The 23863-nt window shown below is 56.2% G+C and carries 19 protein-coding genes and 1 pseudogene; 5 read left to right on the forward strand and 15 right to left on the reverse strand.

The window, feature by feature from the left end; translation table 11 throughout:
• The first annotated feature begins 59 nt into the window (after positions 1–59).
• Positions 60–1907: a DUF294 nucleotidyltransferase-like domain-containing protein gene (locus tag AYI96_RS00395; protein WP_144360760.1), complete on the forward strand. Its 1848-nt coding sequence runs from the start codon at positions 60–62 to the stop codon at positions 1905–1907.
• A 1-nt stretch (position 1908) separates the two neighbouring features.
• On the forward strand, positions 1909–2580 hold the full coding sequence (locus AYI96_RS00400; RefSeq protein ID WP_039032823.1) for an exonuclease domain-containing protein: 672 nt from the start codon (positions 1909–1911) through the stop codon (positions 2578–2580).
• Positions 2581–2748: 168 nt separating this feature from the next.
• Here the strand turns inward: AYI96_RS00400 and AYI96_RS00405 are convergent, their stop codons facing one another.
• The 8 genes from AYI96_RS00405 to AYI96_RS00440 form a co-directional block, all read right to left on the reverse strand.
• Complete coding sequence (locus AYI96_RS00405) at positions 2749–3453, reverse strand: DUF3379 domain-containing protein (RefSeq protein WP_039032824.1); 705 nt, start codon at positions 3451–3453, stop codon at positions 2749–2751.
• Positions 3446–4009 carry a sigma-70 family RNA polymerase sigma factor gene (locus AYI96_RS00410; protein ID WP_101094807.1) on the reverse strand — a complete coding sequence of 188 codons (564 nt, stop codon included), beginning with the start codon at positions 4007–4009 and terminating at the stop codon, positions 3446–3448. Before AYI96_RS00410 ends, AYI96_RS00405 begins: the two co-directional genes overlap by 8 nt.
• Positions 4010–4452: 443 nt before the next feature.
• Complete coding sequence (locus tag AYI96_RS00415; RefSeq protein ID WP_144360761.1) at positions 4453–6072, reverse strand: BatD family protein; 1620 nt, start codon at positions 6070–6072, stop codon at positions 4453–4455.
• Complete coding sequence (locus AYI96_RS00420) at positions 6066–8126, reverse strand: vWA domain-containing protein (RefSeq protein ID WP_144360762.1); 2061 nt, start codon at positions 8124–8126, stop codon at positions 6066–6068. Before AYI96_RS00420 ends, AYI96_RS00415 begins: the two co-directional genes overlap by 7 nt.
• Complete coding sequence (locus tag AYI96_RS00425; protein WP_144360763.1) at positions 8123–9112, reverse strand: vWA domain-containing protein; 990 nt, start codon at positions 9110–9112, stop codon at positions 8123–8125. Before AYI96_RS00425 ends, AYI96_RS00420 begins: the two co-directional genes overlap by 4 nt.
• The gene (locus tag AYI96_RS00430; protein WP_144360764.1) at positions 9106–9609 is read right to left on the reverse strand and encodes a DUF4381 domain-containing protein; all 504 of its coding nucleotides are present in this window, start codon (positions 9607–9609) and stop codon (positions 9106–9108) included. Before AYI96_RS00430 ends, AYI96_RS00425 begins: the two co-directional genes overlap by 7 nt.
• Positions 9606–10550, reverse strand: coding sequence for a DUF58 domain-containing protein (locus tag AYI96_RS00435; protein WP_144360765.1), 945 nt, complete (start codon positions 10548–10550; stop codon positions 9606–9608). Before AYI96_RS00435 ends, AYI96_RS00430 begins: the two co-directional genes overlap by 4 nt.
• Positions 10550–11506, reverse strand: a complete 957-nt coding sequence (locus AYI96_RS00440; protein WP_100145617.1) for an AAA family ATPase — start codon at positions 11504–11506, stop codon at positions 10550–10552. Before AYI96_RS00440 ends, AYI96_RS00435 begins: the two co-directional genes overlap by 1 nt.
• A 243-nt stretch (positions 11507–11749) precedes the next feature.
• Here AYI96_RS00440 and fadI point away from each other — a divergent pair, with 243 nt between their 5' ends.
• The 3 genes and pseudogenes from fadI to AYI96_RS00455 form a co-directional block, all read left to right on the forward strand.
• Complete coding sequence (gene fadI / locus AYI96_RS00445; protein ID WP_044734713.1) at positions 11750–13060, forward strand: acetyl-CoA C-acyltransferase FadI; 1311 nt, start codon at positions 11750–11752, stop codon at positions 13058–13060.
• Positions 13061–13066: 6 nt separating this feature from the next.
• Positions 13067–15205, forward strand: coding sequence for a fatty acid oxidation complex subunit alpha FadJ (gene fadJ / locus AYI96_RS00450; RefSeq protein WP_144360766.1), 2139 nt, complete (start codon positions 13067–13069; stop codon positions 15203–15205).
• 235 nt (positions 15206–15440) lie between these two features.
• Positions 15441–15683, forward strand: a pseudogene (locus AYI96_RS00455) (IS5/IS1182 family transposase); the annotation flags it as partial.
• Positions 15684–15743: 60 nt separating this feature from the next.
• On the opposite strand, the gene AYI96_RS20225 reads toward AYI96_RS00455, so the two are convergent.
• The 7 genes from AYI96_RS20225 to AYI96_RS00485 all read right to left on the reverse strand — a co-directional run bounded on the left by AYI96_RS20225 (position 15744) and on the right by AYI96_RS00485 (position 23854).
• Complete coding sequence (locus AYI96_RS20225; RefSeq protein WP_167388619.1) at positions 15744–16145, reverse strand: hypothetical protein; 402 nt, start codon at positions 16143–16145, stop codon at positions 15744–15746.
• A 529-nt stretch (positions 16146–16674) separates the two neighbouring features.
• Positions 16675–17529, reverse strand: a complete 855-nt coding sequence (fhuF, locus tag AYI96_RS00460; RefSeq protein WP_144360767.1) for a siderophore-iron reductase FhuF — start codon at positions 17527–17529, stop codon at positions 16675–16677.
• Positions 17520–18395 (reverse strand): ABC transporter ATP-binding protein, encoded by an 876-nt coding sequence (locus AYI96_RS00465; RefSeq protein ID WP_144360768.1) that lies wholly within the window; start codon positions 18393–18395, stop codon positions 17520–17522. The genes fhuF and AYI96_RS00465 overlap by 10 nt, the downstream gene beginning before the upstream one ends.
• Entirely contained in the window at positions 18392–19453 is a 1062-nt protein-coding gene (locus AYI96_RS00470; RefSeq protein WP_144360769.1) for a FecCD family ABC transporter permease, read from the reverse strand. The genes AYI96_RS00465 and AYI96_RS00470 overlap by 4 nt, the downstream gene beginning before the upstream one ends.
• On the reverse strand, positions 19450–20499 hold the full coding sequence (locus AYI96_RS00475; RefSeq protein ID WP_144360770.1) for a FecCD family ABC transporter permease: 1050 nt from the start codon (positions 20497–20499) through the stop codon (positions 19450–19452). The genes AYI96_RS00470 and AYI96_RS00475 overlap by 4 nt, the downstream gene beginning before the upstream one ends.
• On the reverse strand, positions 20496–21620 hold the full coding sequence (locus AYI96_RS00480) for an iron-siderophore ABC transporter substrate-binding protein (protein ID WP_144360771.1): 1125 nt from the start codon (positions 21618–21620) through the stop codon (positions 20496–20498). The genes AYI96_RS00475 and AYI96_RS00480 overlap by 4 nt, the downstream gene beginning before the upstream one ends.
• 65 nt (positions 21621–21685) lie before the next feature.
• Positions 21686–23854: a TonB-dependent siderophore receptor gene (locus AYI96_RS00485; protein WP_039032835.1), complete on the reverse strand. Its 2169-nt coding sequence runs from the start codon at positions 23852–23854 to the stop codon at positions 21686–21688.
• Positions 23855–23863: the final 9 nt, after the last annotated feature.

Below are 23863 nucleotides of genomic sequence, written 5' to 3' on the forward strand. Positions count from 1 at the left end.
TCAGTACTCTTCAGAGTGGGCAATACTGTGATGAGTCAATTCAACTTTAAAGGCCGCCCATGGATGAGAGTGAACTGCTGCCCATTCGCAACTTTCTGCAACAGACGGTTCCTTTCGATGAACTGCCGCAACCCATGCTGGAGCAATGTTGCCGCGCCATCAGCATAGGGTATTACAGCAAGTCGATGAAAGCCGTGCCGCTGGATTCAGCCAATCCCATGCTCTATATCGTTCGCAGTGGCGCCTTTGAAGTACGTGATGCCGAGGACGAACTACTTGACCGCCTGGGAGAGGGCGATTATTTCGGCTTTCCCTCTCTGCTGTCGGGTGAAGATAGTTGTAACAAGGTACTGATCCTTGAAGATGGCTTGGTCTATCATGTGCCGCCGGCGCTGTTTGATACTCTGCGTCTGGAATGCCGCAGCTTCGATCGTTTTTTTAACCGAGCCTATGCCAAGAGGTTGCGCCATCAAGGGCGTTTTCGGGCCAGGGATCTGACCACTACCAGCCGGATCAGCACTCTGATGACCCATGATCCCATTGGCGTCGATCACCGCTTTTCCATCACAGACGCGGCCAAGCTGATGCGTAAGCACAGGGTGTCGTCTGTACTGGTACTGGATAATCACAAACTGGTGGGGATACTCACCGACAGGGACCTGCGTAATCGGGTGCTGGCCGAGGGGCTTACCGGCAATGAAGCCGTGTTTCAGGCCATGACCGGTCAGCCTGTGCATATAGAGGCTCAGGCTTTGGTATTTGAAGCCATGCTGCTGATGAGCGAGCACAATATTCACCATCTGCCGGTCATGGAGCAAGGGCAGCCGGTGGGGATGATCACCAGTACAGACATATTGCGCAGTCAGGCATCCCAACCTTTGCTGCTGATTGGCGAGATAGAACGGCAAAAAGATTTACAAAGCCTCATCAGTGTCAGTCGGCAGATCCCACTTTTGCTGCAAAATCTTATCAGCGCCGATGCCCGCGCCGAGGAGATTGGCCGGGTACTGACCTCAGTTACCGATGCGCTTACCCGCAGGCTTATCCAGCTCAATCAGGCGCTGCTTGGGGAGGCGCCGATGGCGTTTTGTTGGTTGGCATTTGGCTCACAGGGACGGCAGGATCAGGCCGCCTGCTCGGATCAGGACAATGGTTTATTGCTGGCCGAAGAGCCGGATGAGCATGCCAGAGGTTACTTTCAGGCCTTGGCAAAGGGGGTGTGCGCCGGGCTCAATGAATGCGGTTATGTATACTGCCCCGGGGATATCATGGCGCAAAACCCCAACTGGTGTTTGTCGCTGGCAAGCTGGCAGCAGAAGTTCGCCTCCTGGGTTAACACCCCTGAGCCCAAGGCCTTGATGCATGCCAGCATCTTTTTTGATATGCGCTCCGTATATGGGCCGGACAGCCTGTTTGCTGCGCTGCAGGACAAGGTGCTGGCGCAGACCAAAGATAACGATATCTTTCTGGCGGCCTTGACCGGCAACGCCTTAAGTGAGTCGCCGCCATTGGGGTTCTTCCGTAAATTCGTGCTTGACAGGGATGGCAGTGAGATCAAGGGGATGGACCTTAAACACAGGGGCAGCGCCCTTATCAATGATATCGCCCGGGTATATGCCCTGGCCGCCGGCGTTAAAGAGGTTAATACCGCCAAACGGATCCGCGCCTTGATGGAGAGCAAGCTGTTGAGCCGCAAAGATGCCCTAAATCTTGCCGATGCCCATGAATTTATTGCCCATATGCGGCTGGCCAATCAGGGGCGTCAGTTTGACCAGGGCCAGAAGATAAGCAATTTTCTGATGCCGCAGGCGCTCTCTTCGCTGATGCGCCACCAACTCAGGGATGCCTTCAAAGTGGTGCATGATGCCCAGGCGGCGCTGAAACTCAAATTTACCCGGAGTTTCTAGGATGCATTTGCTGCATAGAACCCGTCTGGCCTGGCATTGCTGGCAGGCAAGAGAGCCACTCAAGTCTTTTTATCAGGCCTTGAGCCTTGTGTTATCTAAGCCTGTGGCAGAGGCACCCCTGATGGCGCTGGACCTGGAAATGACCGGCCTTAAGCCGGGTTGCGATCAGATCCTTTCCATAGGTGTGGTGCCGATCAACAAAGGCAGACTGGAGCTCAGCGGCGCGCGCCACAAATTGGTGAGTATTGACGGCAGTGTCGGTCAGAGCGCCACGATTCACGGCATTATGGATCGCCATCTTGAACAGGGGGCGCTGGCGCCCGAACAGCTCTTGCCTTGGCTGCTACGGCAAAGTCAGGGGCGCATTTTACTGATGCATCATGCTCCGTTGGACTGCGCTTTTCTCAGCAGGCTTTGTCAGCAGGCGTATGGTACTAAGCTGCATCTTCCTGTGATAGATACGCTATTGTTGGAAAAGACGCGCCTGCAGCGACAGCAGGAGGTGTTGTCAAGCGGTAGTCTGCGCCTCGGTGCCTGTCGCAGCCGCTATCATTTGCCGCCGTACTCGGCCCACAACGCGCTGACCGATGCGCTGGCTTGTGGCGAGCTGTTTCTGGCTCAAAGTAGTGATGCCGCCAAAGAGCCCGTGGCCGATTTCCTATCCTGGATATGACAAGGTACTGAAAAATTATATTAAAAAACTGCATTTAAGACCGAGGATTAAGTCGGTTTAATCCGATAAACTTTTCAAGGCCAACCTTCCCCAAGGCTTTTCATGCTTACCTATGAGTCAACTACTAGGCAATACTGCCTCATATTTGGTACTGCAAAGCCTGATTCTTCAAATAAAGCTCTGTTTTATTTCTTCTTTAACAGCGTCCAGGTCTTGAGGATATTCGGCTACCAACACCAGGTAAGCTGAGTCGGTTTTTATCGCCTCTCCCCGGTATTCGCTATCGGCAAAGGCTTCGGCCAGCATTACCCTGTGTTCAGGGGGCACAATAAACACTGTTACCTTGCCTTGTTCACCGGCCAATACCAGGTGAATACTCTCAATTCCCTGAAAATCGCAGAAAGTGCTGTAAAACACCCGTCCTGGTTGGCTGTTGAATCTGGCATTGCCCAATCCCTTAAGTGATGCCAGTTCGGCATTGATCGCTTGATAAGAGATATCGGCATTACTGGTCATGGCCATGGTTTCATGGCGCACATGGGCAAGTGCGTGTTGTCCTAAGTCCACCGGTCCCTGACGCCAGAGACTGAAACTGACTCCGGCAACAAATGCGATGGATGCGGCCATCGCCAGCATCCAGCCTGTACGTTTGCGTTGATGATGGTGCACGGCCAACTGTTGTTTCAGCAGCAGTTTTTCGCTCAGGTCTTCGGCCACAGGAATTCTGAGCGCCTGACTTATCTTGCCATCGAGTGCCTTGAGTTCGGCGACAAACGCCTGATTGTCTTCGTTTTGGCTTAGGGCCTCGAGAAACTCGGGATCCTGATTATTGGGGTCGCCATAGGCCTGGCGGCGAAACTTCAGCTCATCCATTGGATTGACCTCTGACCTTGGAGTGTTCCAGTGCTTCTTTTAACTGATTTCTGGCCCGAAACAAGCGGGTCATGACAGTATTTCGGTTTAGATCCAGTAATTGGGCAATTTCATCGCCACTGAATCCGGCTATCAGCTGTAATAACAAAGGCTCCCGATACTCGGGTTCCAATTGGGCTATTTGACGCCTGAGCAGGTAGTGATCGGCATGTTCTTCCTGGCTCTGGGAACCGGGATCCTGCCAATGCTCTTCGCCGATATCGGCATAATCAAACTGCTTACGCTCAAAGCGGCGGGCATTTTCCCGCCGTAAAATAGTGATTAACCACGCCTTGGCCGCCTTGTCATCTTTCAATGAATCCAGCGAGCGCCAGGCCCGGAGAAACGTTTCCTGGGTAATATCTTCGGCTATATGGCGATCGCCGCAAAGCCAGAAGGCGTAGCGGTAGATATCGGCATGCAGCGCCCTGACCAGGCTATCGTAACGTCTTTGTTTATTCAGCATGTCAGAAATGACCGCATCATCAGACTTTTTCTTTCGCCAGCTATCGAACATTTTCATGCTTGTTTTATTTTTGTTGCCGCTAAGCTTAATGGCGTTGCAGGTGTTCTGGCAAATGGCGGTGGCATAAAGTGTGTCTAAACCATGAATTGGACTGGGTTTTGCAATATTAACGGATAAAACTCTAAGGCTATTAACGATATTTTTTGTTCATCTCGCAACTTTTTGATGACAATCGCGAGGCCGATAGCATGACTATGGTGCTAGTTTATGTTGCAACTCCATTGTTATCTTTAACGAATGCTCAATAGCGGACGAATGAGCTGATATTAATGGATAAGCATCTCCTCCAATGGGTATGCCGCCTAACCATAACATTAGCCATAACTTTAGCTATAACCATGGCGCGGATTCGCGGCGGTGGATCAGACACTGAAGTTCATTGGGATTACCCCGGGCTTAACAAGCTAGTAGCTTGATGAGCCCGGGGCCTGCTGTTAAGGGTTTAGCGGCGCCAGCGCCGAGGCCGAATCAGCCGCCTTGGAGTATTGGCTCTTGAAGCGCTCAAAGGTTTGCAGCAGCGCCGGGAAATACTGAGCGGGATCGCTGCCTCGTCTGCCATAGCGACTGGCCTGAATCTTGGCGACCACGACGGCCAACTCAGGTGCCAGTTTAGGCAGTTCATCGAGTGTGACGCTATGGCCCGTGATATCACTGAGTTCCTGTAGCAATGCCTTGAATACCCGGCTCAAGTCCCCTTGCTGACAAGCCTGAGCCAACCCCGGCCGGGTTTCGCTTGTTTGAGCTTGCGCCACTGTTGCCGGAGCGGCTATCGCTTGTTGTTTGCGCGCCTTTAGCCACAACACACAGGTGGCCAGCCACAGCAACGCAAACAGAGCGGTCAACCAAGGCCAGAAGCCGGCACTGAGGTTTGATTCTTCCTGCGGCGGGTTGATGACGGGCTGTGGCATATCGGCGGCGGGGGCTACCTGGATAGTGCGCGCCGGCAGCAGGGCGAACTCCTGCTGCTTTAAATGCGGATTCCACCAAGGCACCTTGATCTCCGGCAGGGTATAACTCCCCGGTTTGGAGGGCACTATGGCAATGGTTTGGGTCAGTTGAGACACAAGTTGGTTGTCGCGAACGAAGGTCTTGCGCTGCGCCTTTTCCGGATAGCTCTTGAGATTGTCCGGCAAGCTCAGTTTCAGCTCCGGCAGGCTGGTTTCATCGGCATTGGATGCCAGCAGTGTCAGGTTGCGGGTAATAGGGCGACCCACTTCAAAAGTCTGCTTGTCGTCCCATTCCTCTTTGAGCATCACCAGATCCGATACCAGCCAGTCGCCGTGATATTCGGCCGGGATCGGCTTGATGCTGACCAGCATGCTGTCACTCTGGGCCTGCATGGGGCGACTTTCCTGAAAGGCGAACATGCCGCGTCTTGGGGTATCGACCAGCACATCGCCAGAGAAGTTGGCACCGGAAATCGCCAGCTCGCCGGGTTCATCGGCTATGATGCCGTAGCTGCGCTCTATCACCCGAAAACGGCGGCCGTTGACTATTTCACTGCTTTCTTTATCCTCGCCGAGCTGTTTTATCTGGGCGCCGCTGATAGAGGGGGCCGACAACACTCCACGCTGCAGCTCAACGGCCAGAAAGAGTTTTACCTTGTAGGTGAGCAACTGGCCGACATAGGCCTCCTTGGCCGAGATACTGGTACGCAGGAACAGGTTTTTTTGCGCCTCCGGGCGGCTACCGGCCGGCATCACCTTCAATTCGATGGCATCGCTGCTGACGCCATCGATACTCAGGGCCGGAATAGTGACCTGACCTGTGGTTTTGGGGGTCAGCATCACTTGCCAACGGGTTTCCTTGCGGGCATCAAAATTGATGATCTGGGTACTGCGACTGACGCTGGTGCGGCCGACGATAAAGTCTTTCAACAGGGCCGAGGTGTCCAGTGCCTGGGCTTCGAGTTCATCATCTGCCACCACGGACAGCATAAAGTACTCGCTCTCGGTCACGGGATTGCGATCGACCGAGGCCTGAAGCTGTGTCAGTGCCAGTGCCTTGAGCGGCAGCAGGCACAGAAGCAATAGAGGAATAAGTCTAGTTACCACTGTTCATTGTCCTTGGGTGTCTCGCCGCGCTGGCGGCGTTTTTGATACTCGAGTTGCATCTTGTTGCGCAGCAAAGTGGCCGGGTCATCCACCAATGCCTTCAGCGCCCGCTCCATTTCGGGGGGCAGGGGCTCGGTGTCATCGAGTGACGAGGCGGCAACTTGTGCCTTAACCTGATCATCGCTTTGCTCATCGTTTGGCCCCTGTTGTTGTTCGGCAAGACTCGCCGAGTTGGCCTTGTCGGCATCAGACTCAGAGCCATCCTGCTTAGCTGCACCGTTTTGACCTGCAGCTGTGCTTGACTCATTTTGCGGCTCTTGCTCTTGTGGCAATGAAGCCTGCATCTCAGGCTCAGAGTCTGCGCCGGTGTTATCCTCGGCATTTTGCGGGTTCTGAGCGCCTTCGGCATCCTTATCGGCGGCATTGTCAGCAGCATTTTGCTGCGAGTCGGCAGTGGAAGGAGCGCTATTCTCTTTGTTAGCGTCTTTATCTGAGCCCTGGTGCGAGTCCTTGCTTGAGCCTTGGTCGGCTTGGCTGTTTTGACCTTGCTCTTTGCTTGGATTTTGGCCCTGGCTGTTGTCACCCTGGGCGCTGTCCTGACTGTCCTGACTCTGATCCTTGCCGGACTGAGAACTCTGTTGTTGATCCTGCTGGCTTTGATCCTCTTGCTTATCCTGGCTCTGTTGATCTTGTTGCTGCTCTCGCTGCTTTAGCAAGGATTCCGCCAACGCCTTATTGTCAATGGCATCCTGCATATCGGGCACTTGTGTCAGGGCGTCACTGTAGCGCTTGATGGCTTCTTCATATTGGCCAAGCTGCATCAGGGCATTGCCTTGGTTGTATAAGCCTGTGGCACTGCCATCTTGCTCGAAGGCTTGCAGCGCACCCTGATAATCGCCTGCGCGGTAGCGGGCGCTGCCTTGCCAGGCGGGGTCAACAAACTTGTCGGCAGCAGTGGCAAAATCCTCCTGCTTGAATGCCTGCATTCCCTGCTGATCTCGGGTTTGCCAAAGGTCATCCCAGCCGCTTGCCTGGCTAGATGGGCTGACAAGCAGGCCAAGGCTCAAGGGCAGCAATAGCACCGGCAGGCCGCTGCGAAAGCTTAAAAGCAGCGGCAACAACAGCAAGAATGCCAGATAGGGGCCAAGGTCGACCCAGGTATCGCCGGCAAGATCTGTTTCTGTGGCATCCGAGCTGGTGGCGAGCCACTGCACCAGCGTTTGCAGATCCTTGCCGTCGTTGCTGTAGGGCACCAAAATGCCGTTCCCGGCACTCGCCAGCTCGCTGAGCATGCCAAAGTCGGTGGCCGGTACTACCACTTCATTTCGGCTGTCCTTGAGCAGTTGCCCATCCGGCAGCCTTATCGGTGCACCCTGGGATGAACCTATCGCCAGAATGCCCAAGCGGTAGTGACTGCCCTCAATCGCCTGTCTGGCGGCGTTGAGCTGACGGCTGCCGACGCCATCTGTTATCAAGATGATATCGCCCTGCAGGTGGCCGCCCTGGCTGAGCAGCTCCTTGGCTTTCTCCAGCGCCGCGGTTAAATTGGAGCCGCGCACTGGCATGATGGCCGGGCTCAGGGTTGGCAACAGATTGAGCAGGGTGTTGCGATCCCGGGTCAAGGGGCTGATGATAAAGGCATCACCCGCGTAGGCCAGCAGCGCGGTTTCCCCCTCATTGAGTTGCCCCAGCAGATCCGTGGCGCGGAACCTGGCCTGGGTCAAACGGTTGGGGGCGGCGTCTGTGGCATACATGGACAAAGACATATCCATCACCAGCACCCGTCCTGTGCTGCTGGCAAATACCGGCAGGGGTTTCTTGTAAAGCGCCGGGCCGCTTAAGGCCAGTACCGCTACCAACCAGGCCAGACCAAGCCAGGGCAGGCGGTTTTGGCGGCTTTTACTGCCTTGGGTCAACAGCAGTGGCGCCAGATGCGGCGCAATATAACGATCCCAGTCAGATTGGCCCGCTTGGCGGCGACTTTGCAGCACTAACAGCAATGCCAGTGGCAGTATGGCCCACAGCCATTCGGGACGGATAAAGTGCAAACTCATGATTTCCTCCCCCAAGGCCCTGGCCAGACGCTGAGCAACAGGCTCTGCAGCTGCAACAATACGCTCAGCACCAGCGCCAGCCCCAGCGGCCAGTAAAACAGCTCGGATTGCGGCCGGTAACTGAGGGCGTCACGGCTGACGGGCTCCAGCTTGTCGATTTCCTGATAGATCTGCTCCAGTTCTTCGGTATTCCGGGCACGGAAATAGCGCCCCTTGGTGGCATCGCTTATCCGTTGCAGCTGGGCTTCATCCAGATCCATCGAGGGGTTGACCCGCTCACGGCCAAATAGGGTGCGACGCTCCATCACATCGGCGCCTACACCTATGGTGTAGATGGTGATGCCGCGCTTGGCGGCAATGGCGGCGGCCTGATCCGGCACTATGCTGCCGGCATTGTTGGAGCCGTCGGTCAAGAGCACCAACACCCGGTTGCTGTCTTTCACCTTATCGAAGCGTTTTACCGCCAGGGCAATGGCATCGCCAATGGCGGTCTGTTTGCCCACCAGGCCGATTTGGGCTTCCTTGAGATACTGAGCCACAGAGCGCCTGTCCTGAGTCAGTGGCGCCTGCAGATAGGCGGCATCGGCAAACAATATCAGGCCGATACGATCGCCGGCGCGGCGCTCGATAAAGTCGCTGACCACTTTCTGGATCAGGGTGAATCTGTCTACCGCTTTGCCATCGAGCACCATGTCTTCAATCTGCATACTGCCGGAGAGATCCACCGCCAGCATCAGGTCCCGCCCCTCTGTGGGCAGCTCTATGGGCTCGCCGAGCCACTGTGGCCGGGCGATCGCCAGTAATAACAGGCACCACAACAGCCAGAGACTCAAGGGCGCTCTGCGTTTGCTTTGTTGCTGCTCGCGGGCATGGGCATCGACGCCGGGCAGTTGCAGTTGACCACCGCTGTTGACGGCGGGGCGATAGGCAAGCAGCAGCGGCAATGGAATAAGCAGCAGTAACCAGGGCCAATGGAGGGTCAGCATCTTGGTTTACCTCCCTTGGCAAAGTGTTTCGGTGCGCACTTGAGCCAGCAAACACAAAGCGCCCGCAACTCGGCAGGGGCTGCGCTCGGTTGACCACTGTATTGATTTTCGAGCAAAGAGGCGAAGCGCCCACGCAGCTTGGCTGGCAGTGCGTTATCCAGATACTCGGCCCAGGGTTTACCGCTGAGTCCGGCCACCTGGGCACGCTCACCATAGCTGATGGCGGTGCGTTTCAATAATGCACTCATCTTGGATAGCAGCTCCGGGTCCTGGTCCTGCAACTGCATCAGTTCAGTCGTGGCGGCTTGAGCCACCGCCTTGTGAGCCTTGGCTGTCTGCAGGCGCCGATAGCCAAAGAATGCCGCGGCGCCAAGCAGTAACAAGGCCAGCAGCATCAGCAGCCAAATACCGGGAGCCGGAGGCCAAAAGGGCACCTCGGCCGGTAGTTGAATATCCTTGAGCGCACTCAGCGCCGGATTGGCTTGATTGGGATTCATCTTAACAGTGTCAATTGTTGATTGAGGCGCCGGCCGGCATCCAGAGTGCGAACCGGGACCTTGAGTTGTTGCATCAGGGTATCAAACTGCGTCAGGTTGGCGCGCTGACGACCGAGCCAGGCATCATAACCGCTGCGATCCAGGATCAGGCTGCGGCCCGACTCCCGTACCGGCAGGGCAAACTGCCGCGGCAGCTCGAGTGTGCCTTGGCGCATGGGATCTGTTACCACAAAGGCCGCCAGCTCGCAGTGGCGTTTGAGTTCCGACAGCGCCTGCTGACATTCGCTGCCAAAACCGTTGCCGTCTGTGATTATCCAGATAAGGGAGCCGGGTTTGGCCAGTCGTGCCAGACGTTGACAGGCCTGGAGCATTAACGCCTGACCATCTTCATGGGGGCTGTCCAGCGCTTCGAGCTGCGACTTGTGTACCGCCACCAGCGCCGATATCAGTGCCAGGATCCCCTGGTTGCGTGCTCTTGGCTTAAGCTCTCTGTGGGCGCTATCGCCCACCACCAGCGCGCCGAGACGGTCGCCCTGCATGATGGCATTCCAGCCCAAGGTCGCCGCCAGATGCGCCGCCTGTACCGACTGTAATAATAGTTGGGAGCCGAAATAGAGGCTGTGCTTCATATCCACCAACAGCAGAATAGGGCGCTCACGCTCCTCGACAAACAGCTTGGTATGCGCCTTGCCGGTGCGGGCTGTGACCCGCCAATCTATGGTGCGGACATCATCGCCCTGTTGATAGTGGCGCACTTCGGCAAATTCCATGCCGCGGCCCTTGACCAGGCTGGCTCTGTGACCGGCCATGGCTGCGCGGGCTTTTCCCTGCCGGTCACCCAGAGCGCGGGCGATATTCTGGCAGGCAAGCAGCTCGGCCTCACACAGGTGGAGGCCGTCGGCAAACAGTGGCAGTGAAGAGTCTGTTGCTGCGGCTTTCATCAGGGAACGGCCACCTGATTGAGCACATGGTCAATCACCTGATCGCGGCTGACGCCTTCGGCCTGCGCCTGATAACTCAGCAGCAAGCGGTGGCGCAGTACATTGGGCACCACGGCTTGAATATCTTCAGGGGAGACAAAGTCACGCTGATACAACCAGGCACGGGCGCGGGCGCAGCGCTCGATGGATTGGGTCGCCCGCGGGCTGACGCCGTATTCCAGCCACTTGGCAAGCTGGTCGCTGTAGCGCTGAGGCTGACGGGTCGCCATCACCAAGTCAACAATATAACGCTCCAGCGGCTCGGCCAGATACAGCTCCAGCGCCTGCTCCCGGGCGAGGAATACTTCCTGCTGGCCTATGGGAGTGACTTTCTCCATGCCGTGGGTCTTGGCTTCGCTGCGGGACAAACGCAGGATCTCAAGCTCAGTGTCTGCTTCCGGGTAATCCAGGTTCAGGTGCATCAGGAAGCGGTCAAGCTGGGCTTCCGGTAGCGGGTAGGTGCCCTCGTTTTCCAGCGGGTTTTGGGTCGCCATCACTAAAAACAGCGGCGGTAACTTGTAGGAGTGTTTGCCCACTGTCACCTGGCCTTCGGCCATGGCTTCCAAAAGGGCCGACTGCACCTTGGCCGGGGCACGGTTGATTTCATCCGCCAGAATAAGGTTGTGAAATATCGGCCCCGCCTCAAATTCAAAGGTTGCGGTTTGGGCGCGATAGATGTCGGTGCCGGTCAAATCGGCCGGCAGCAGGTCCGGGGTAAACTGAATGCGGTGAAAGTCGCCCTCAATGCCATCACACAGCGCTTTAACGGCCCGGGTCTTGGCCAGCCCCGGTGGTCCTTCCACTAACAGGTGGCCATCGGCTATCAGAGCGATAAGCAGGTTTTCGGTCAAAATTGGCTGACCTATGATCACTTGATCCAGATAGGTCCGCAGTGCATGAAATCGACTCAAAGGCATGATGCTACTCGTTTTATTTTAAGGCCCAACTATAGACAGCGGTTATGGTAAAGAATTCCCTGCGCCCTTGGCTAGTGTTAAAAAAACAAACAAGTGTTTAAAACCGGCCAACAAGAAGTTAGAATCAGATCACATTTTTAATGGTCAGACCTGTTTAGGGCAGTACGGGTCTCTTATGGAAAAACAATAAAGCGCAGTGTCAGGGCCATTTTCGGCGTGCGCTGCTTAATAAGAGGGTGACAAATGAGTGACAGACAACAGGTAACCAATGCCAGGGGCGAGCGGATTGCCATAGTGGCCGGTCTGCGTACCCCGTTTGCCAAACAGGCGACGGCGTTTCACGGCGTGTCGGCGCTGGATATGGGCAAGATGGTGGTCAATGAGCTGCTCAGTCGCAGTGAATTGGACCCCAAGCTGATTGAGCAGCTTGTCTACGGCCAGGTCGTACAGATGCCGGCAGCGCCCAATATTGCCCGTGAAATTGTCCTGGGTACCGGCATGAATTTGCACACAGATGCCTATAGTGTTACCCGTGCCTGTGCCACCAGTTTTCAGTCCACTGTCAATATTGCCGAGTCGATCATGACGGGCAATATCGAAATAGGCATAGCCGGGGGCTCGGATTCCTCCTCTGTGCTGCCTATCGGGGTGTCCCGCAAGTTGGCCCATGCCTTGGTCGATCTCAATAAGGCCCGTACCCTGGGACAGAAGTGGAACATAGTTCGCCGTCTGGGGTTTAAAGATCTCTTGCCTGTGCCGCCTGCTGTGGCCGAATATTCCACCGGCCTGTCCATGGGGCAAACCGCCGAGCAGATGGCCAAGAGCCACGGCATCAGCCGCGCCGATCAGGACGCGCTGGCCCACCGCTCTCATACCCTGGCGAGCCAGAGCTGGAACGAAGGCAAGCTCAAGGATGAAGTCATGGTGGCTCATGTGCCGCCCTACAAAAGTTTTATCGAGCGTGACAACAATATCCGCGACAACTCGTCCCTTGAGTCTTACGCCAAACTCAGACCCGTATTCGACCGCAAGCACGGCAGTGTCACTGCCGCCAACAGTACCCCGTTGACCGATGGCGCCTCTGCGGTGATCCTGATGAGTGAAGGCCGAGCCAAGGCACTGGGTTACACCCCCATTGGCTATATCAAGAGCTATGCTTTCAGCGCCATAGATGTCTGGCAAGACATGCTGATGGGGCCATCCTACGCCACGCCACTGGCGCTGAAACGCGCCGGTATGCAGCTCGAAGATCTGACCCTGATAGAGATGCACGAAGCCTTTGCCGCCCAGACTTTGGCCAATATGAAAATGTTTGCCTCGAAGAAGTTTGCCGAGGAAAAACTCGGTCAGAGCCGCGCCATTGGTGAAATCGATATGAGCAAGTTCAACGTGCTCGGTGGCTCGCTGGCCTATGGCCATCCGTTTGCGGCCACGGGTACTCGCTTGATCACCCAAGTGTGTAATGAACTGAAGCGCCGCGGTGGCGGTACGGGTCTGACAACCGCCTGTGCGGCCGGTGGTCTGGGTGTGGCAATGATAGTGGAAGTGGAGTAATTGCAGATGGAAAACAGCAACAAGAGTTTTAGCCTCAGCCGCCGCGACGACGGCATTGCCATTCTTTCCATGGATGTACCCGGCGAAAGCATGAATACCCTCAAGGCCGAATTCGGCCCTGAGATCAGTGCCTTGCTGAGCGAAATCAAAGCGGACAGCAGTATCAAGGGCTTGGTGATCATTTCAGGCAAGCCCGACTCCTTCGTGGCCGGCGCCGATATCTCCATGCTCGATGCCTGTCAAAGCGCCGCCGATGCCCGCGAGCTGTCGAGCTCAGGGCATAAGGTGTTTGCCGAACTGGAAGGGCTGAAAATTCCTGTAGTCGCAGCCATTCACGGCGCCTGTCTCGGTGGCGGCCTCGAGCTGGCACTGGCTTGTCATCTGCGGGTGTGCAGTGACGACAAGAAAACCATGTTGGGGGTGCCGGAGGTTCAGCTCGGTCTGCTGCCGGGCGGTGGTGGAACCCAGCGTCTGCCACGCCTGGTGGGGATCACCACAGCGCTGGATATGATGCTTACCGGTAAGCAGGTTCGCCCCAAGCAGGCGCTGAAGATGGGGCTGGTGGACGATGTGGTGCCCAAGTCGATTCTGCTGGAGGCGGCGGTTGAACTGGCATTTGCCGGCAAAGCCAAGCGCGGTAAAGGCAAAAATAATCAACCTATGATGAACAAGCTGCTCGAAAGCAACGGCTTTGGGCAGAAAATCATCTTTGATCAGGCCCGTAAACAGGTTGCCAGAAAAACCCAGGGTAACTATCCGGCGCCGGACAAGATCATCGACTGTGTGCGGGTGGGGATGAGCCAGGGGATAGAGGCAGGTTTGGCCACAGAGGCGCGCCATTTCGGCGAGCTGGTGATGACGCCCGAGTCGGCGGCGCTGCGCTCCATCTTCTTTGCCACCACAGAAATGAAAAAGGAAACCGGCGCCGAAGGTGCTGAGCCCAGTCCGGTTCACAAGGCCGTAGTGCTCGGCGGTGGCCTGATGGGCGGCGGTATCGCCTCAGTGACCACCACCAAGGCCAAAATCCCGGTGCGGGTCAAGGATATCAGTGAGCAGGGACTCAGCAATGCGCTGGGCTATGCCTATAAGTTGCTGGATAAGGGCGTCAAGCGTCGGCATATGACCCCGGCGGTGCGCGATAAGCAGATGGCCTTGATGACGACGACTACAGACTATGTTGGGGTCAAGGATGCCGACATAGTGGTCGAGGCGGTATTTGAGGATCTCAATCTCAAGCATCAAATGGTGCGGGATATCGAGCGCGAATGCGGTGAACACACTATTTTTGCTTCCAACACCTCGTCGCTGCCCATAGGTCAGATTGCCGAAGCCGCCGCCAGACCGGAAAACGTCATCGGCCTGCATTACTTCTCGCCGGTAGAGAAGATGCCGTTGGTGGAAGTGATTGCCCACGATAAAACCTCGCCCCAGACGATAGCCACCACAGTGGCCTTTGCCCGCAAACAGGGCAAGACGCCGATAGTGGTGAAAGATGGCGCCGGTTTCTATGTGAATCGTATTCTGGCGCTCTATATGAATGAAGCGGCGCAGCTGCTGCTCGAGGGCAACAGTGTCGAGAGCCTGGATAAGGCGCTGGTGAAGTTTGGTTTCCCGGTCGGCCCTATCACTCTGCTCGATGAAGTGGGTATTGATGTGGGCGCCAAGATTTCGCCGATACTCGAAAAAGAGTTGGGTGAGCGTTTCGCTGCCCCCTCTGCCTTCGATAAGCTGCTCGCCGATGACCGCAAGGGGCGCAAGAACGCCAAGGGCTTCTATCTCTACGGTCCCAAAGCCGGCAAGAAGAAGGAAGTGGACAAGAGTGTTTATCAGGTGCTGGGGATAGCGCCGGGTGTTGGCGCCGAAAATGCCAACCTGGCAGAGCGCTGTGTGGTGCAGATGCTCAATGAAGCGGTGCGGTGTCTGGAAGAGGGCATCATAGCCTCTGCCCGCGATGGGGATATTGGCGCCATCTTCGGCATTGGCTTCCCGCCTTTCCTCGGTGGGCCTTTCCACTATATAGACACCATGGGCGCCGATCAGTTGCTGGCCAAGCTGGAACGCTTCCAGAGCCGCTTCGGCGACAGATTCGCCCCGAGTGAATTGCTCAAGACCATGGCCGCAGAAGGACGACGCTTCTTCGACTGACACTGATTGGAATGGCTGTTCTTCAAATAGCCTTTGAGTAACAGCACTTTGAATAGCAGTGCTTTGAGTTACAGTGCTGCTTTAGTGTAAAAGCGGCCTCAGGCCGCAACCCTCCAACCAAACGCCCCGGTAAGGCTGTAAATCACCGGGGCGTTTTTTTATATTTTTCGCAGTCTGGAGTGAGCTAAAAATGAGTTCGGCACAGAGTAGACAAGGGGAACCAAGACGACAAAGGGAACCAGGACATCCTCGAAATAAGACTGTGGATGCACTCAAGGCAGAAGAGTTGAAGCTATGGAAGTTGATGAATAACTGCCATCTGCGTTCCTTGTCCGAGAGCGCCATGTATCGCGATAAACAACTTATCAGTGCCAAATTAAGCCTGCGTGATTATAACGGACAGGTGGGTGAAGCATTGGCTGGCGTTAAGGCATTAAACAAAGTCATAAGACTTGGTATGCCTGTTCGCCCGACAATCTTTTTCAGGAAGGGGAAAACAAGTAAGAAACTGGGCCTAGAACGGCCCAGAATTTGTTACTTAACGTTGGGCTTCATGTTTACCATTGCCATTACCAATATAGCGTTGCGAAAACAAAGTAGTCTGCCATCCACTACTGGTATAGAGCTGTTCCCAGGTATATACCCACCCTCCACGAGTTTGCACTATTGTCCTTTTATCTCCTTCAATCGGAGTGTTTGGAACCGGAACTGAGAGGGTATCCACTTCTTTTGGCGATGATGTGCAAACCTTCCCTGAATAAGTAACCTGGACCTCAATACTTGGGTCAAAGTTTGGGTCGTCTATGCCATCCTGCACGGAGTAACCACTGGCTACAAACTCTGTATCGTTGGTAAGGCAAAGTCTATTGTCGCTCGCTAACGTGGTTTGAGAGAACACAACAGCCGAAATCAATGCCATTGCTACACTTATATTATTCATATCAAATCCTTATGATTAACCAAAGTGAAACATCATGCTATCTGCTGTATGTTTTTTGTCCATGCCACTAAAGTATTATCTCAGTAATACTTTGTATCATCCTACTGATATTTAAGCCATTTAGTGGATAGTGTCAGTGCCGAATTAAGGTGATGTTCTGATCGGAATAGGTACAAAAAAGAGTACAGCCTCAGAAAGTGAATGCGCGTAATATTATGAATTAAAATGTTTTTTTGTGAGCGGGCTGGTTTAAATGGCTTTGGTCGTCAAATCCTGAGTCCTGTGGGATCTGAACGGGTAAATCCCTAGGCGCCGCCGCTTCCGTGCCCGACCCAGTAAATGGGGGGAGGACTGGTTTGCTTGTCCTCCCGAAACATAACAGCAGCCAAAAGTAGAATTTTCTCGTGTATTAGCCGCTTGAGTCTCGGCATGAAAAAATCGCAATGTTTCTAACGATATTTCTAACGATGTTTCTAACATAGGATTCGCTATTTCCCAGTAGTGGCGCCTTGTATCCTAGTCTGTCAATCTATGCAGAGCATACACAAGACTTGCTGGTATCTTCCCCGCAACTGCCACCCTTACGGCGCCTGTTCTTATCCAGCGGGCAATCGGCGCACATTGGGGTGCAGGGAAGCTTGTGCCGCAGGCAACAGGCGATACGCGGGCTTTGCTGCTGCTTGAGCCTTAGCTTTCGCCAAAACGGATGGGCAATCGGCGTAACATAGGTACGTGGCTGCAGCTCAGCTTGCTCGAACATCTCTCTTATCAATTGCCTACGCCAACTGACGGGCAGTGACAACTCACCCAGATACCAATGCACAATATAGGCTTGATGGCTGAAGTGCAGCTTTGATGGCACTGGCCCCAGCGCTGCCAGACGCTCGACAATCGGAATAAGCAACCGCTCTAGTAAGCTTTCCCAACTGGCAAGTTGCCCGGCGGGAGCCGGATGGCTGACATCCGCATCAAGCAGCAGATAAAAAGTTTCTGCCCGGCCGTTATCAAAAGGTTCAAGGTACCAGTTGTCACTGCAAGCTGCTGATGTTATGGCGCGGTTAAGTGCGCTGCCGGGCTGACTGGCAAATAACCACAGCAGCAGGGGGGGGAGTTGCAGGCCGAAAAACCACTGACTCCACATGGAGTGCAGTGCCCGGGCGTCGATCTCGGGCTTTGTGGCACAAGTCGTGGACACCTTGGTTTGATAACTCAGGGCAAATTGCTGCAGCAGCGCCGGGTAATGTGCCTGGCTCAAGACCGAGTTCAAGCTGATGGCTTCTTGGGGTAGCTGCTCCAGACTCTCTATGGCCTTGAAGTGCTCGCCATAGAAGGCGGCTTTTTGCGCCAGTAGTTGGTTGAGCTCGCTGGCAATACTCATTCCCATGACGGCAGTCCTCCGGTGGCAGTGTTGGTCGAATCCTCGCCGTCATGGTGTCCGGCAGATCTGGGGTGTGCTCTGGGCCTGGGGATAATCATCGGGCAGTTGGCCTCGGGATCTGTGATTATGCTGGCATTGATATCGAACACCTGTTCCAGCAGGGCCTCGGTCAACAGTGACTCGGGCGCGCCGCAGGCAATCAGCTTGCCATCACGCATCAACAGCAAGTGATCGCCGTAGCGCAGAGCCTGATTGATGTCGTGCAGCACCAATACCAAGGTGCGCCCCTGATCCACCAACGCTCGGCAAAAGTCGAGTACTGCCAGCTGGGCGCGGATATCGAGAAACGAGGTGGGTTCATCGAGCAGCAGCAAGTCGGTTTGCTGCGCCAGCACCATCGCCAGCCAGACTCGCTGTTGCTGGCCGCCCGAGAGCTCGGCCACAGGCCTTTGTGCCAGTGTCGTTAACCCTGTGGCAGCCAGGGCTTGGGCAACCGCCAGCTCATCTTGCTCTGACCATTGGTGCCACAGGCTCTGATGAGGGTAGCGGCCGCGACTGACCAGCTCCTGCACATCTATTCCTTCCGGCAATTCCGGCTTTTGCACCAGCAATGCCAGCTCCCTGGCTCTGGCCTTGTTGCTCATCTGCGCCAAAGGGGTGTGACCCAAGATGACCTGGCCGCGTGTGGGCGGCAGTACCTGGCTCAAACACTTGAGCAGGGTCGACTTGCCACAACCATTGGGGCCAAGGATCACCGTCAGCTTACCCTTGGGGATGGCCAGGTTCATGGCGCTTATGATGGGCCGCTGGCCGTACTCGAGATAAAGCTCATGCCCACTGAGGGCAATGTCATAGTTAGGGTATTGGGTCATGATCTTTCTCCTTTCAGTCCCTTGGCCAGTTGCGGTTGTCCCCGGATTTCGCGGCTCAAGAGCAGCGCCAGATAGACGCCGCCGATGAGGGCGGTCAATACGCCCACCGGCAGCCTTTGGTTGCCCGGCAGCAATAAGGTGAGGGTGTCGGCCCCTAGCAGCAACAGCGCGCCTATCAGCGCCGAGCGCAGCAGTGCCAGTTGACGATTGCCAAAGCGGGCCAGATGTGGCGCCACCAAGGCGACGAAGGCCACGGGGCCGGCGCAGAGTACGGCGCCCAGCGCCAGCAAGGTGGCAAACAGCAGCGCCAGTGTTTGGCTTTGGCGCACCGGGTTGCCAAGCGCCTGAGCCAGTTCCTGGCCCAAGCTCAGCAGTGACAGACGGCGGGAGAGCAGCAACAGAGCGGGCAGCGCCAGCAGTAACACTGAGGTTATCAGCAGCACATCACCCCAGGTGCGGTGTGCCAGACTGCCGGACAGATACCCCAGCATCTGCTGCGCTTGCTCTCTTTGCACCAGTGTCAGTACAAACTGCACCAGGGCGATGGCAAAGGCGTTGATAGCGATGCCCATCAGCACCAGATTGCGGGAAAACTGCCATTGGCGTCCGAGTCCTGCGAAAAACAGCAGGAGCACAACCCCAGTGCCCAAGAGGGCGCCGGGCAGCAATGGCAGTTCCGGCAGCCATAATAACCAGAGGACGGCGCCGGCACTGGCGCCGGCATTGACCCCGAGAATATCCGGGCTCCCCAGCGGGTTACGGCTCAGACTTTGAAACACGGCGCCGGAGAGTCCCAGCGCCATGCCGGCGCCGAGGGCGCACAGGGCCCTTGGCAGGCGTGATTGCCACAAAAGCCAGTTTTCATAGTCGGAAGCTTCGGCAAACAGGGCCTTGGCAAGGCTCACCGGCGCCAGGCCCTGATGTCCCAGCATCAGGCTAAGTAGCAGTGCACCGACAAGCAAAAGTACAGCCAGCAAGGCAGCCCTTATGGCGCCGGTGGAGGGGGCTCTTAAGGTTATCGGGCCCCATTGCCAGATGGGAAAACGGGTGTGTTTCATGACGCCTCCTTCAGGTTTTGCCCTCGGGCCATCAGGTACAGAAACGGCGCTCCCAGCAAGGCGACCATGATGCCGGTCAGCAGTTCGGCCGGCGGCATCAATACCCGCGCCAACAGATCTGCCAGTAACACCATGGCGCCGCCTATTAAAGCGGCTCCCGGTAATAGCAGGCGGAAATTGAGCGTCAGATAACGCCTGGCCAGATGGGTACTGGCCAAGCCGACAAAGGCCAGCGGGCCGACAATGGCGGTGGCTGCGGCGCACAGCAAGGTGGCACCCAGCCAGGCGAGCAGCCCCTGCCAGCCCTGGGAGGCACCGAGCGCCTTGGCGGTATGAGTATCCAGCAGCATCAGATTCAGCGCCGGTGCTAGCAGCCACAAGAGTGCCGCGGCGGGCAGCAGATAGGGCCAGAGCGCATGAAACTCCGGCCAGCCCAGCCCGGACAGGGAGCCTGCCATCCAATACCTGAAACCATCGAATAGCTGCGGGTTCAGCAGCACTCTGGCCTGGACATAGGCCCCGAGCACGGCGCTGATGGCGGCGCCGGCCAGGATCAGTCTGACCGCAGCGGATTGCCCCTGGGATTGCTGCGCCCTGGACATCAGATACACCAAGGCGCTGGCCAGCAGCGCCCCGGGCAAGGCCTGCCAGAAGAGACTCAAACCCGCGGTTGCGCTCCACAGCCCCAGAGTGACCAGAGAGGCACTGGCGCCGGCATTGACGCCGAGCAGGCCGGGATCCGCCAAGGGGTTGCGGCACAGCGCCTGGATAACGCAACCGGCCATTGCCAATGCCATGCCGGCCAACATGCCGCACAGCAATCTTGGCAGCCTTGCCTGTAACACCAGCGACAGATGATCGTCTGCGGCCGGTTGCCAGAGCTTGCCCAGCATAGTCAGCGGTAGCGTGCGGGCGCCAAACAGCAGGTTGGCCAATACCAGCAGCGCCAGAATCGTCAGCAGCCCAAGCAGGGCTAAGGTGTTACGTCCAAGACGGCTCGGGGACTGGGTAGCTCCATGTTGCAGAAAAGTTTTTGGGTGTGTCATCCCGGCCTCCCGTTTTTATTCGATGGCGCGCCTGTATCTGCACCTGAATGGGCGCCTGTATCTGCACCAGCCTGTGTGTCCGACGGTCTGTTTGGGCGAGGTTTTTTTTGTTGCCCTGCCAGGGTTTGTTGCAGTTGCGGCACCAGCTTGGGAATAGCCCATTTAACGCTTAGCAGCGAGCCGTAGGAGCTGGCCATCACCAATGCCGGGTCGGTTATTGCCAGATACCGACCGCGGCGCATGGCGGGCAGACGACGGATAACCGCCATGGCTTCCACCTCGGCTCTGGCCTTGTCCGAGCTGTACCAGCTGAGCAGCAGCTCGGCATCGTCCAGCATGTCGGCGTGCTCCAGTCCTATGTGGGCGGCGAAGTGGCCTCGGCTGGCATTGAGCCCAAAAAGTTGTGGCGGCAATACAAACCCCAGCGCCAACAGCAGATCCACTCTGGGATCGCCTGTGACATAAACCGAGAGATTGCCAACTCGACTGGCGGCATTGATATAGGCCAGGCGCACGCCATTGAACTCAGGGTTTTCGGCGGCGACTTGGGCGATATAGGCCTGTTGCTGTTTCAAAAGTGCTTTGGCCTGCGCTTCTTTGCCGAGCGCCTTGGCTATCAGTTCCACCTGCTGCTTAACCGGTGTCAGCCAGGGTTTGTCAGGATAGGCGATGACGGGGGCCAAAGCGCTCAGCTGCAAAAAGCTTTCGCGGGTGATACCGGACTGGGGCGCCAGAATAAGATCCGGTTTCAACGCCAATAATCGCTCCACATCCAGTTCGGGGTAACTGCTGATGATGGCGGGCAGCGGCAGCTCTTGCGCTTCCAATGCCTGGCGAAACCAGGGCAGATAACCCTCCGCATCGCCGCCCCAGTAATGGGGTTCAATGGCGATGGGGACAACCCCTAAGGATAGGGTCCAGTCTTCGGCCCCGGCTCCCAGGGTCACCACGCGTTTGGGCGGCGACTCGATGCAGCTGGTCCCGTGGGCCGTGGTAATGCAAACCGGATAACCGTCTTGCGGCGGTGTTTGGGCTTTGGTTTGATGAGGGTCATAACAGCCCGCCAGCCCCAGGCTCAGAAACACGATAAGCGCCAACAGGCGCCTTGCTTCACACAACATATTTGTTATTCGCCCCGCAGTGCGGGGCGCTCCTTATTATGGGTAGTTTCACGGCATAACGCGGCTCAGAAACGGTAGTCCAGGGTGACGCTGAAGTTACGCGGCGCGCCATACTGGAATTGGTTATAGAAGCCGAGCTGGCTGTAATAGCTTTTGTCGAGGGCGTTATCCAGATTGGCTCTCAGGCTCAACTGTTCATTGAACTTGTATCTCGCCATCAGCTTCACCAGGGCGTAGCTGCCTTGCTCCACTTCAACCTTTTTTCCGTCCGGTTTTGAGACTTGGCTATAGATGCGGCTCTGCCAGTTGACCCCGGCGCCCAGCTGCAATCCGTGAAGCCAGCCATCGAACTCATAAGTGGTAAAGAGCTTGAGTTGCCGCTCCGGGTTGGTGGTGTTGATCTTTTGGCCTTGGGGATTTTCGGTATCAAACTGGGTGTAGCCCAGGTAAAGATCCCAGTTGTCATTGATGGAGCCGTTGACCTCAAACTCGAAACCCCGGGTCTTGGTGCCGTCGACACTGAGATAAATAGGGATAGTGCTGTTGGGCAGGCTTTCGCCGGTTCGCTCACCAACATTGTCCTGACGGATCTCAAAGGCGGCCAGTGACAAGTCCAGCGCCTCATCGAACAGGCTGGCCTTGATCCCGGCCTCATAGTTGCTGCCCTTGATGGGGTCCAGGTAACGGCCATCGGCCTGAACCTTATTTTGCGGAGTAAAAATGTCCGTGTAGTTGGCATACAGGGCATATTCGTCGCTCAGGGCATAGGTCAGTCCCAGATAACCGGTGAACTCACCATCGACCTTATAGTCATGTTTGGCACCAAAGTTATCCTGATCAGTCTCCCAGTTATCCAGGCGGCCACCGAGTACCATGGACAGGGCATCGGTCAGCTCAAGTTGGGAAGCGACATAGACAGATTGTTGCTTGGTTTCACCCCAGGAGCCGTAGAGCACCTTATCGCTCCATTGTGGCTTTGGGTAATCAAAGCCGGGTTGGCGGAAGTCTCCCAAAGGTGGCCTGGCGCCGAGTGCGCCATAGTAGGGGTTGGCAAAATCCTGTTTTTGTTGATTGGCACCGGCCACCAGTTGATGGTTGCGGCCAAAGGCATTGAAGTTGCCGGACAGCTTGAGATCAAAGGTGTGCTGAGTGCGACTGCCGTCGATAAAGGCCAAAGAGCCGGGGACCATGCCTTCATTGGTGACGGGATCCGGATTTTTCATGGGCCAGAGCACATCAAACTCCAGGCTGTTGTCGCCATAGATATAGCTGCCTTTAAGGGTCCAGTCTGAACTGAAATGATGCTCCAGAGTCACAAAGCTGTTGAGCGCATCTGTCTTGGCGGAGGCCCAACTGGGGGCGGTGGATACATGGCGGTCGTAATTGGTGCGGTTGCCATCACTGTCAAACAGCGGCAAGCCGCCGGACATGGTGCCTTCCGGCCTGGTATGCTGGAAATCACTGCCCAGGGTCAGCAGAGTATTGGCTCCTAAATCAGCCTCCAGGATGCCATACAGGGTTTGCCGCTGCTGCTCATATCTGTGTTGCCAGTTCTCCCTGTCCTGATAGGCCAGCACCACCCGGCCACGGATGCTGGCATCCTGATTGAGGCCACCGGAGAGATCGACCACACCGCGCAGCATATCCCAGGAGCCGCTGCTCAGGCTGACGCTGCCTTGAAACTCGGCAGTGGGCCGTTTTCGCACCAAATTGATGGCGGCGGAAGGGCTACCGGCACCCAGCATCAAGCCGGTGGCACCGCGTACCACTTCGATGCGTTCGTAAAGGGCGCTGTCCATCAGGTTGTCGCCATAGTTGAAACGGGTGTCATAGGTGGTTGCCACACCATCATAGAGAATACTGCTGACCGAGATCCCGCGGGCGCTGATGGAGTATCTGTCGTTGTCCGAAGGGCGGGCGTTGATCCCGGCGACACTGGTCATAACATCTATGACAGAGTTGAGCTGCTGATCTTCAATGGCCTTGGCGGTGACGGCTGTGACAGACTGCGGCGTTTCGAGAAACGACAGCTTCATGCCGGTGGCCGTGCTCATGTCGCTCGCCTTGTAGCTTGCGGTTTTGTCTTTGGCACCGACGATTGTCAGTACCTCCATCTCTTTCTCATGGGCCTCACTCTTGTCGGCGGCGAACGCCGGGGCGCTCAATAGCACAGAGCAGAGAAGGGCGATGGGAGTCGGTTTGAAGCCATTAAGGGTTTGCATATTAATATCCATTTCCTGTTA

The sequence above is a fragment of the Shewanella sp. MSW genome, from assembly GCF_007636515.1.
Lineage (GTDB): Bacteria > Pseudomonadota > Gammaproteobacteria > Enterobacterales > Shewanellaceae > Shewanella > Shewanella indica.

Coding starts and splice junctions, on each gene's coding strand:
- AYI96_RS00395 (WP_144360760.1), top strand. CDS start 60: ATGGATGAGAGTGAACTGCTGCCCATTCGCAACTTTCTGCAACAGACG.
- AYI96_RS00400 (WP_039032823.1), top strand. CDS start 1,909: ATGCATTTGCTGCATAGAACCCGTCTGGCCTGGCATTGCTGGCAGGCA.
- AYI96_RS00405 (WP_039032824.1), bottom strand. CDS start 3,453: ATGGATGAGCTGAAGTTTCGCCGCCAGGCCTATGGCGACCCCAATAAT.
- AYI96_RS00410 (WP_101094807.1), bottom strand. CDS start 4,009: ATGTTCGATAGCTGGCGAAAGAAAAAGTCTGATGATGCGGTCATTTCT.
- AYI96_RS00420 (WP_144360762.1), bottom strand. CDS start 8,126: ATGAGTTTGCACTTTATCCGTCCCGAATGGCTGTGGGCCATACTGCCA.
- AYI96_RS00425 (WP_144360763.1), bottom strand. CDS start 9,112: ATGCTGACCCTCCATTGGCCCTGGTTACTGCTGCTTATTCCATTGCCG.
- AYI96_RS00430 (WP_144360764.1), bottom strand. CDS start 9,609: ATGAATCCCAATCAAGCCAATCCGGCGCTGAGTGCGCTCAAGGATATT.
- AYI96_RS00435 (WP_144360765.1), bottom strand. CDS start 10,550: ATGAAAGCCGCAGCAACAGACTCTTCACTGCCACTGTTTGCCGACGGC.
- AYI96_RS00440 (WP_100145617.1), bottom strand. CDS start 11,506: ATGCCTTTGAGTCGATTTCATGCACTGCGGACCTATCTGGATCAAGTG.
- fadI (WP_044734713.1), top strand. CDS start 11,750: ATGAGTGACAGACAACAGGTAACCAATGCCAGGGGCGAGCGGATTGCC.
- fadJ (WP_144360766.1), top strand. CDS start 13,067: ATGGAAAACAGCAACAAGAGTTTTAGCCTCAGCCGCCGCGACGACGGC.
- AYI96_RS20225 (WP_167388619.1), bottom strand. CDS start 16,145: ATGAATAATATAAGTGTAGCAATGGCATTGATTTCGGCTGTTGTGTTC.
- fhuF (WP_144360767.1), bottom strand. CDS start 17,529: ATGGGAATGAGTATTGCCAGCGAGCTCAACCAACTACTGGCGCAAAAA.
- AYI96_RS00465 (WP_144360768.1), bottom strand. CDS start 18,395: ATGACCCAATACCCTAACTATGACATTGCCCTCAGTGGGCATGAGCTT.
- AYI96_RS00470 (WP_144360769.1), bottom strand. CDS start 19,453: ATGAAACACACCCGTTTTCCCATCTGGCAATGGGGCCCGATAACCTTA.
- AYI96_RS00475 (WP_144360770.1), bottom strand. CDS start 20,499: ATGACACACCCAAAAACTTTTCTGCAACATGGAGCTACCCAGTCCCCG.
- AYI96_RS00480 (WP_144360771.1), bottom strand. CDS start 21,620: ATGTTGTGTGAAGCAAGGCGCCTGTTGGCGCTTATCGTGTTTCTGAGC.
- AYI96_RS00485 (WP_039032835.1), bottom strand. CDS start 23,854: ATGGATATTAATATGCAAACCCTTAATGGCTTCAAACCGACTCCCATC.